At 44.4% G+C, this 8,675-nt stretch carries 9 protein-coding genes, 1 tRNA gene, 1 other RNA gene and 1 pseudogene; 8 read left to right on the top strand and 4 right to left on the bottom strand.

All coding sequences use genetic code 11. The features are described 5' to 3' along the window. Positions 1 to 368, top strand: a pseudogene (locus B2Y23_RS03790) (glutamyl-tRNA reductase); the annotation flags it as partial. 21 nt (positions 369 to 389) lie between these two features. Here the strand turns inward: B2Y23_RS03790 and B2Y23_RS03785 are convergent. Continuing rightward, positions 390 to 2,297, bottom strand: a complete 1,908-nt coding sequence (locus tag B2Y23_RS03785) for a DNA primase (RefSeq protein ID WP_291352685.1) — start codon at positions 2,295 to 2,297, stop codon at positions 390 to 392. A gap of 196 nt (positions 2,298 to 2,493) precedes the next feature. After that, a complete protein-coding gene (locus B2Y23_RS03780; protein ID WP_291369112.1) occupies positions 2,494 to 3,525 on the bottom strand; it encodes an outer membrane protein assembly factor BamD in 1,032 nt (343 codons plus the stop codon). Between the two features lie 71 nt (positions 3,526 to 3,596). Here B2Y23_RS03780 and rluD point away from each other — a divergent pair, with 71 nt between their 5' ends. From rluD to B2Y23_RS03765, 3 genes are read left to right on the top strand one after another with little or no spacing between them, the layout of a single operon-like run. Continuing rightward, positions 3,597 to 4,649: a 23S rRNA pseudouridine(1911/1915/1917) synthase RluD gene (rluD, locus tag B2Y23_RS03775; RefSeq protein ID WP_291352681.1), complete on the top strand. Its 1,053-nt coding sequence runs from the start codon at positions 3,597 to 3,599 to the stop codon at positions 4,647 to 4,649. Between the two features lie 51 nt (positions 4,650 to 4,700). Beyond that, positions 4,701 to 5,441: a peptidoglycan editing factor PgeF gene (pgeF, locus tag B2Y23_RS03770; RefSeq protein ID WP_291369109.1), complete on the top strand. Its 741-nt coding sequence runs from the start codon at positions 4,701 to 4,703 to the stop codon at positions 5,439 to 5,441. Positions 5,442 to 5,480: 39 nt separating this feature from the next. Next, on the top strand, positions 5,481 to 6,032 hold the full coding sequence (locus B2Y23_RS03765; RefSeq protein ID WP_291369107.1) for a flavodoxin family protein: 552 nt from the start codon (positions 5,481 to 5,483) through the stop codon (positions 6,030 to 6,032). A 58-nt stretch (positions 6,033 to 6,090) separates the two neighbouring features. On the opposite strand, the gene smpB is transcribed toward B2Y23_RS03765, so the two are convergent. Next, positions 6,091 to 6,567, bottom strand: a complete 477-nt coding sequence (gene smpB / locus B2Y23_RS03760) for an SsrA-binding protein SmpB (protein ID WP_291369105.1) — start codon at positions 6,565 to 6,567, stop codon at positions 6,091 to 6,093. A 140-nt stretch (positions 6,568 to 6,707) separates the two neighbouring features. On the opposite strand from smpB, the gene coaD reads away from it, so the two are divergent. The 4 genes from coaD to B2Y23_RS03740 all read left to right on the top strand — a co-directional run bounded on the left by coaD (position 6,708) and on the right by B2Y23_RS03740 (position 8,023). Continuing rightward, complete coding sequence (gene coaD / locus B2Y23_RS03755; protein WP_291369103.1) at positions 6,708 to 7,199, top strand: pantetheine-phosphate adenylyltransferase; 492 nt, start codon at positions 6,708 to 6,710, stop codon at positions 7,197 to 7,199. Between the two features lies 1 nt (position 7,200). Beyond that, entirely contained in the window at positions 7,201 to 7,464 is a 264-nt protein-coding gene (locus B2Y23_RS03750) for a YfhL family 4Fe-4S dicluster ferredoxin (RefSeq protein ID WP_291352664.1), read from the top strand. Positions 7,465 to 7,490: 26 nt separating this feature from the next. Next, an RNA gene (rnpB, locus tag B2Y23_RS03745) (RNase P RNA component class A) lies at positions 7,491 to 7,874 on the top strand. A 72-nt stretch (positions 7,875 to 7,946) separates the two neighbouring features. Beyond that, positions 7,947 to 8,023: transfer RNA gene (locus B2Y23_RS03740), tRNA-Met, on the top strand. Positions 8,024 to 8,089: 66 nt separating this feature from the next. Here B2Y23_RS03740 and B2Y23_RS03735 read toward each other — a convergent pair. Further along, positions 8,090 to 8,497, bottom strand: a complete 408-nt coding sequence (locus B2Y23_RS03735) for a hypothetical protein (protein ID WP_291352662.1) — start codon at positions 8,495 to 8,497, stop codon at positions 8,090 to 8,092. Positions 8,498 to 8,675: the final 178 nt, after the last annotated feature.

Raw genomic sequence — 8,675 nt, 5'->3', positions numbered from 1 at the left:
TCGATAACCTGGCGCAGCGTCGCCAAGCGGCTGTTGAAGCAGAGCTGATGGTCAATCAGTTAGCCACAGAATTATTGACCCAGCAAAAAATCAAAAAAGCCAGCAGTACCATTCAGGCTTATCGTGAACAAGGTGAAACCCTCAGACAAGAAGAACTGGCTTTGGCAATGACCCGAATCCAAAGCGGTGAAAATGCCGAACAGGTCTTACGGGAATTTTCACATCGTTTGACGCAAAAACTTTTGCATCCAACCTCTATTTTACTGCGTCAGGCCGCCAAGGCTGAAGATCCGGCTTGTTTTGAATCCATGCGTGATCATTTGGAAGAGGTATTTGCCAAACGGCGTAAAACCAAACATGAATCATAAGCAGTAGATGCTAGCGCTCACTTATTCTTCAAGCAGGGTAAGCGAGCGTTTTTTATCAATCTCATAAATTTTCTGTTTTAGATTGCGCATTTCAGCAATGCTGGTAAATTTTTTCGATTTGATTTTTTGTTGCAGGCATTGATATTGCAGTTTGATGGAAAGGTCTTCTGCCAGCTTATCCGCCTGTTCAGGCGAAGAGGTGTAATCACTGACATTGGTTTGCTGCAAAATATGTTGCAAGTCATGATGATAAGGCGCACAGGCACCTAAAACATAGTATTGCGACAGCTCGGTATCATCAGGTAAATCATCAAAAATAATATTGAAGATATTTAAGATTTTGAACAGCAATTGATCCTGAGAAATCAAAGCGCGTAGCGGTTCAAAATGAATATATAAATAGGGGTGATTCATCAGGATAGCAATCACATATTCTTCAGCATCAATCTTGGTGCTAAAGCTTAAGGATGCGTCATTGTTGACCTGCGGTTGCCATTTACGGTTAAAGCCCAGTTTTTCGCGGAAAAATTGTTGGAGCAAATAGCGATACGAACCCTGTTTTGGCAACAGTTCGGTCAGTTGGCGTAATTCACCCATCACCTGACTTTTACCTTCCGGCTTGGTTACATCATGATTCTGGGTGAGATGTGCAAAGACAAAATCGGAGAGTAACGGTGCCTGCTGTAAGAGACGGTGAAAGTTTTCAATGCCTTCACGGCGGATCAGCGAGTCTGGATCGTGATCATTCGGCAGTACAAAGAACTTCAGTTCGCGGCCGTCATTGAGTAGCGGTAGGGCAATTTCCAAAGTACGACGCGCGGCTTTTTGTCCGGCAGCATCACCATCGAAAGCAATGGTAATGCGATGATTTTGCTTGAACAGAATATTCAGATGTTCCGTATTACTCGCCGTTCCCAGTGTTGCAACAGCTCCAGAGATGCCATATTGCTGCAAGGCAATCACATCCATATAACCTTCAACCATCAGCCAGTCGTGAGCTTTCTGTTTGCGGCCTTCATATAAACCATACAGCAACTGGTTTTTATGGAACACTTCTGAGTCAGGCGAGTTGATGTATTTAGGTTTAATTTCGTCATTTAAGGCACGGCCACCAAAACCCACTACACGGCCTTTAGCATCACGGATCGGGAAAATCACCCGGTCACGCAGCAGGTCAAAATCGCGGCCACTGTCACTGGTACGGATGAGCCCGAGCAGTTTCAAGCCTTCGATATCTTGTGGAAAGGCTTTTTCAAGGTGCTGCCAATCTTCTGGTGCATAGCCTAAGCGCCAATAGTCAATGGTCTCTGCGCTTAAGCCACGTTGTTTGAAATATTGCTGGGCACTGGCACTTTGCGGTAACTGGCGTTGATAATATTGGGCAATATTTTCCAGCAGATCAAACAGGTTGCCATCTTGCGCCGTTTCTTCCATTGGCATCTGTTCAAAGGATGCAAATGGATCGCCATAATATTCGGTTTCTTGCGCCTGAAATTCTGCAAAAGGGTCAAAATTTGCTACAGGCACGGCATTTGGCGTTTGAGTACTTGTGCTTTTCGTTTGTTGTTGAGGTGGTGTTTTTGGAGCAGGTTTTGCTGCTTCACGTTTATATTTAATTTTATTGCTGTCGTTATTGTCTTTAGGCAGTTCAATTCCGGTGCGGCTCGCTAGATCCTTCATCACATCAATAAAGTTACGCCCGTCAATGTCCATTAAAAAACGAATGGCATTGCCGTTGGCCTGACAGCCAAAACAGTGAAAATATTGCTTGTCACGATAGACATGGAAAGATGGCGATTTTTCCTGATGAAAAGGGCAGCAACCTGAATAGGTGCGACCGGTTTTCTTGAGTTTCACGCGCTGACCAATCAGATCGACAATATCGGTACGATCCAGGATTTGATCAATCGTGTGTTGAGGAATAGCCATAGGTATGCAATCGGGTTGTAATCTATCTAAATGACGGACAAATGAGCTGTCAGAATGTACGCAAGTTAAAATTGCGTCATCGGTTAAAAGTTAATTTGTATACCTTTTGCGCAAAATGATCAATATGACGCATTCAAATAACAAAAGGGCAAGTATGATAACTTGCCCTTCATGAAAATGCGACTGAAAGCCGAGCTTATTGTGATGCTGGCGCTTCGGTTGATGCTTCTGGTTCAGGCTGTTGCTCTGGTGCAGGAGGAATGCTGCTTTCAGTTTTAGGACGATCCAGCAAACCAAAACTTAAACGATTGGTGAGACTGCGCTTTTCAGACTGTTCTGAAATTTGCTGTTGCTCTGCCTCGGTCGAGGTTTTTGCTTCACGGCCAAACACACCTAAAGTGGCACGGTTAAACCAACTGCCTTCATCATGTGCAGCGCGCATATTCACGCTACCATCAGATTTAACCAGATGCGGATAATTCAGTTTTAAAACTTCAATGTATTGCTGTGAAGTCTGTTGATCACCCAGCTTATCATAACCATAAGCCATGGTTGCTAAAGCTTCAGGTACTTGCGGAGTTTGTGGATAATGTTCAACCACCCATTGCGAGCGCTCAATAGCAGCGAGCCATGCTTTACGTTTAATATTGAAACGTGCTGCATTCATTTCGCTCTCAGCAAGTTCATTACCAATAAACTTCATGCGCTGTGCTGCATCTACCGCATAAGTGCTGGAAGGGAAGCGACGGATGAAATCGACAAAGTTTTGATAAGCGACTTTTAAATAACTGACATCACGGTGTGACTGTTTTAAAGAGGTATAGCGCAATAGACCATCATAGTTCTGTTCCATATTCGCCACGCCACGAACATAGTAGGCATAGTCCACATTAGGATGCTGCGGATTTAAACGGATAAAACGTTCGGCAAGGGCAATTGCACCTTCATAATCTTTTTGTTGAAATTTAACGTACAACAATTCCAGTTGTGCCTGCTGCGCATAGTCACCTGTCGGGTAATAGGTATCTATGGCTTCAAGATGTTTGGCCGCATCGGTATATTGTCCGCGTTCAAGGGCTTTTTCTGCTTTTTGAATATAAACTTGCTCGCTAGACTGCGGTCCTGTGTCCACAACATCTTTCTTTGGATTACTGCTACAGCCCACTATTGCCGACGCAACGCCTAAAGATAAAGCAAGCATTGTCATTTTATAACGTGGTAACGACATAAAAATTCCTCTGTTAATACTGGCAATGAGCTACAATTGCGCTATTAAACCACTTTTGTCTGAATGAGCAAATGAGTCAAGCACAATCTTCTAATTCTAATTTCCCTGAAACTGATTTCAATTTACTTGAAGATTCTGAGGATGCAGATAACCATACTTCAGACTCAACTGCAACCCGTTTATCGTTGCAATTTCAATTGGATGAAAGCTATTTGGGCCAACGTATCGACCAAGTTGCAGCTCTGGTCTGGAATGATTTTTCCCGTGAAAAACTGAAGCAGTGGCTGAAAGATGGCCATTTGTTGGTAAATGGTAACACTGTCAAACCAAAGTACAAGTGTGAAGGCAATGAGCTGTTAACGCTCGATGTTGAGCTGGAAGTACAAACCAGAAGCTTACCGGAAAATATTCCATTAGATGTGGTGTATGAAGATGACGATATAGTCGTTATCAATAAACCGGTCGGTATGGTGGTGCATCCGGGCGCTGGTAATTCTTCCGGCACACTGGTGAATGCCTTGCTTTATCATTACCCAAAATCTGCCGAACTGGCACGTGCTGGTCTGGTACACCGTATTGATAAAGACACCAGCGGTTTGCTAGTAGTGGCAAAAAATCTGGAAGCACAGTTTTCTTTAAGCAAGCAACTGGCGAAGAAATCGGTATATCGTTTATATGACCTGGTGGTATACGGCAATATCATTGCTGGCGGTACCATTGATGAGCCAATTAAACGTCATCCGGTTGATCGCGTGAAAATGACTATTTTACCGGGCGGGAAGGATGCTGTGACCCACTATAACGTGAAAGAGCGTTTCCAGCATTTCACCCGCGTACAGGCGCGTTTGGAAACTGGTCGTACCCATCAGATTCGTGTGCATTTTAGTTATATTGGCTTTGGTCTAGTCGGTGACCCAGTCTATATGAGTCGTGTCCGTTTGCCTGCAGGCGCTTCAGAACTTCTGAGCGATACCTTGCGCAATTTCAAACGTCAGGCCTTGCATGCCTCAAAACTTGGATTGATTCATCCACGTAGCGGTGAAGAAATGATGTTTGATGCACCTTGGCCTGAAGATTTTGCGCAACTGGTTGAAGTGCTGCGTAGTGAAAATAAAGCCTACTAAGCAGTTTTAGTGCTGGGTATGAATCATCGGGAAAAGCATAAGGAAATAGGCATGCAATTTGTTCAAGGACTTCCACAAGGTGTATTTGTTGGGCAGACGCGAGTGCATCATGAAAAAACGCTGGCCTCGGCTCAACCTGAACTTGCAGGATTTAATTTGGCATTGCATGTCCATGATGATGCAAAACGGGTTCAGCAGCACCGTATGGCGTTGCTTGAAGAGTTTGCGGAATTCGGCGTCGATAAAGTGACCTGGATGACGCAAACGCACAGCACCATCTGTCATACCCTCAATGAAGACATTCCTTTTCAGGCACTGGAAGGTGATGGTCTGGTGACCCAGCGTAAAGCACATGCCCTAATGATGATGACTGCAGACTGTTTGCCTGTCGTGCTTGGTAATGCACACGGAACGGAAATCGCGAATCTCCATGCCGGCTGGCGTGGACTGGCGGGTGGTATCGTTGAAAATACCATTGCGGCCATGCAAAATCGACCGACCTGGGCATGGCTGGGCGCTGCCATTAGCCAGCCCTGTTTTGAAATTGGTGCAGAAGTTAAATTGGCTTTTTGCTCAAAATACCCGGAACTGGAAAGTGCTTTTCAAGCGGGTGAAAAAGCGGATAAGTTTTATGCTGACTTGTACGCGATTGCAAGATTGATCTTAAAGCAACAGGGTGTTGATGTTGTGCTGGGAGGCGATCAATGCTCTTACACACAGGCAGACGAATATTTTTCCTATCGCCGTGAAGCCAAAACCGGTCGCATGGCGACATTCGTGTTTATGGCTTGAAACTGCTAAACTTGCTTAAAATCTACTGCTTTTATTGATATGTCTTTATCCACGAAATCTCTCGCCATCGTTTATCACAGCCCATATGGACATACTGCAAAGGTTGCTTCTTTTATTGCTCAAGGCGCCAAACAAACTGGTGTTCAGGTGCATTGCATGAACATCGAGCAGGTGGATTGGGATGTTCTGGATCAGGCTGATGCCATTATATTCGGTTGTCCGACCTATATGGGAAGTCTTACCTCAGCCTTGAAACTGTTTATGGAACAGTCTTCCAAACGTTGGTTGGCGCGCAGCTGGCAAGGCAAGATTGCAGCAGGTTTTACCAATGGCGGCGGATTAAGTGGTGACAAGCTGGCGGTATTGCAACAGATCAATTTGTTTGCCATGCAACATGGCATGCTATGGGCGGGTCTGCCGCTCATGCCGACCGGACGTGGTTCGCAGGACCTGAACCGGATGTCGGGTTTTTTAGGTTTAATGACCCAGTCGGATAATGCACCGGTAGAAGTGACACCACCGCAAGGGGACTTGGATACAGCCATATGGTTTGGCGAGTACCTGGCATTGTTAGTGAACAAAATCAAATAAGTTCAGATTTTTTCAGAAATAAAAAACCTCCAGCTGGAGGTTTTTTTTAATCATAAAATTATTTATGTAAAATCCGGGCCTTGTCGCGTTGCCAGTCCCGGTCTTTTTCAGTCGCACGTTTATCGTGTAACTGTTTACCTTTCACCAAAGCAATTTCCAGTTTGGCCAAAGGACCTTTCCAGTAACAGGCCAACGGTACACAGGCATAACCTTTCTGATTCACCGCACCTAAAAGTTTTTCGATTTCACGGCGTGAAAGCAGCAATTTACGTGTACGGGTTGCTTCAGGCACGACATGGGTAGACGCGGATAACAAGGGCTGGATTTGCGCACCAAATAAAAATGCTTCATTGTTCTTAAACAAGATATAGCTTTCGGTAATAGTCATCCGTCCAGCACGCAAGGACTTGACTTCCCAGCCTTGTAAGGACAGCCCAGCTTCGAATTTCTCTTCAATAAAATAATCATGGCGAGCACGCTTGTTCTGCGCAATAGTGCCACCAGTATTTTTTTTAACTACGATTGATTTCGACATAATACGCATATTCCAAGATTGACTCTATTTTGCCTCAAACTCGCTCTGAGGTGAAGTTTTTTCAAAATTAAGGAGATTGTTCACTAAAAAAATAAGTTTTTGCTAAAATAGGGTTCTACTAAAAACTAGAGTAAAAATGGATGACTAAATCTCGCGTCATTTATCCAGGCACATTCGATCCAATTACCAATGGACATATCGACTTGGTGTCACGTGCGGCGAAAATGTTTGATGAAGTTGTAGTGGCGATTGCTATTGGTCATCATAAAAATCCAGTCTTTAGTCTAGAAGAGCGAGTGGAGTTGGCGAAAAAATCGTTAAGTCACTTGCCGAATGTAGAATTTGTCGGCTTTGATGGCTTGTTGGTCAATTTTTTCCATGAACAAAAGGCCACAGCGGTGTTACGTGGATTACGCGCCGTATCTGACTTTGAATACGAATTTCAACTGGCCAACATGAACCGCCGCCTCGATTCAAGTTTTGAAGCGGTGTTCTTAACTCCGTCAGAGCAATATTCTTTTATTTCATCTACTTTAGTACGTGAAATTGCACGCTTAAATGGTGATGTCGCGCAGTTTGTTCCTCAAGCTGTAGTTGAAGCCTTTAAGCGGAAACAACAGCAAGGTTGGTAGCGTGGCTTTATATATTACCGATGAATGCATCAATTGTGATGTCTGTGAGCCGGTGTGCCCGAATGAGGCGATATTCATGGGTGAAGTCATTTATGAAATTCACCCGGATTTATGTACCGAATGCGTTGGGCATCATGATCAACCGCAGTGTCAATTGTTCTGTCCAGTCGACTGTATTCCGCTTAATCCTGAGCATGTGGAATCACAAGATGAACTGATGGAAAAATATAAAAAGCTGATTGCACAAAAAAGCATCAGTAATTAGTGCGGAAATTTGTTAGCATACGCCCCGAAGTGAGCCAGACGATCGCTGCTGTGGAGATCTCCGTGATTGAAGCAGGGGAGGAAAGTCCGGGCTTCGTAGGGCAGGGTGCCAGGTAACGCCTGGGCGGTGGAAGCCGACGGCAAGTGCAGCAGAGAGTAGACCGCCATCTTTGCAATTTCCCTTTGGGGAAACCAAGAGAGATGGTAAGGGTGAAAGGGTGCGGTAAGAGCGCACCGCGTGTCTGGTAACAGTTCACGGCAAGGTAAACCCCACCAGAAGCAAGACCAAATAGGAATCCTTCAGGCACGGCCCGTGCTGGATTCGGGTAGGTCGCTTGAGCGTACGAGTGATTGTGCGCCTAGAGGAATGATCGTTCACGACAGAACCCGGCTTATCGGCTCACTTCACTAAATTTTTTACAATTATTGCGTGATATTTCTTGACAGAAGGTTACCTGAAATAGATAATACGCGCACAGTTTTGGCTATGTAGCTCAGTTGGTTAGAGCACCGCACTCATAATGCGGGGGTCACAGGTTCAAGTCCCGTCATAGCCACCATTTTCATAGACCACGTTTCTAAAAGCGTGGTCTTTTTTTATGTGTAAAATTTGTCTTTAACATAGATTATTCACATTGAATCGCACTGGCAGCCAGTTTAACCTGCGGGAACTGCCGCTCATAGTATTGCAGAATTTCGTGCTTCCGGTTCTGCCCAAAAACGATTGATTGCAATTGACCGATTTTATTTTCAGTTAAATGTAAAAATGCACAGTGCAGCGCAATCTGGTTTTGTGTAGCAACCGCTAGTTTCTGGTCTTCTGGAATCTGCTCAATACGATATAGATTTTGCTGCGCTTTACTTAGCTGTACCAGGCTGCGTTTTTGCTGCAGGGTCAAAAGCTGTTGATTGTTGATCCATCGTGCCACGTCCATGCGTACCCCATTATAATCGACGAATATGGGAGAAATTACCTGGCAGGAAGTACTGAAGAAGGTCGTTAAAGCGAGAGCGATGAATTTGCATGGTTTCATTTTTATCTCAATCTTTCATGGTTTTAATTTTGCGGCTCAATCAGAAAATAGCATGAATAAATAGCCATTTTGTTTAAATATTAACTGAAAAATTTTAAAACGCTCAAACTCTGAACACTCGTAAAATAAAGGGCTTGACGCTATTCGTTGAAATTTAGATAATGCGCACACAGTTTAC

The sequence above is a fragment of the Acinetobacter sp. UBA5934 genome (assembly GCF_002430855.1).
Classification (GTDB): domain Bacteria; phylum Pseudomonadota; class Gammaproteobacteria; order Pseudomonadales; family Moraxellaceae; genus Acinetobacter.
The sequence above is the reverse complement of the archived record's forward strand: the minus strand, read 5'-3'. Positions and strand labels throughout refer to the sequence as shown.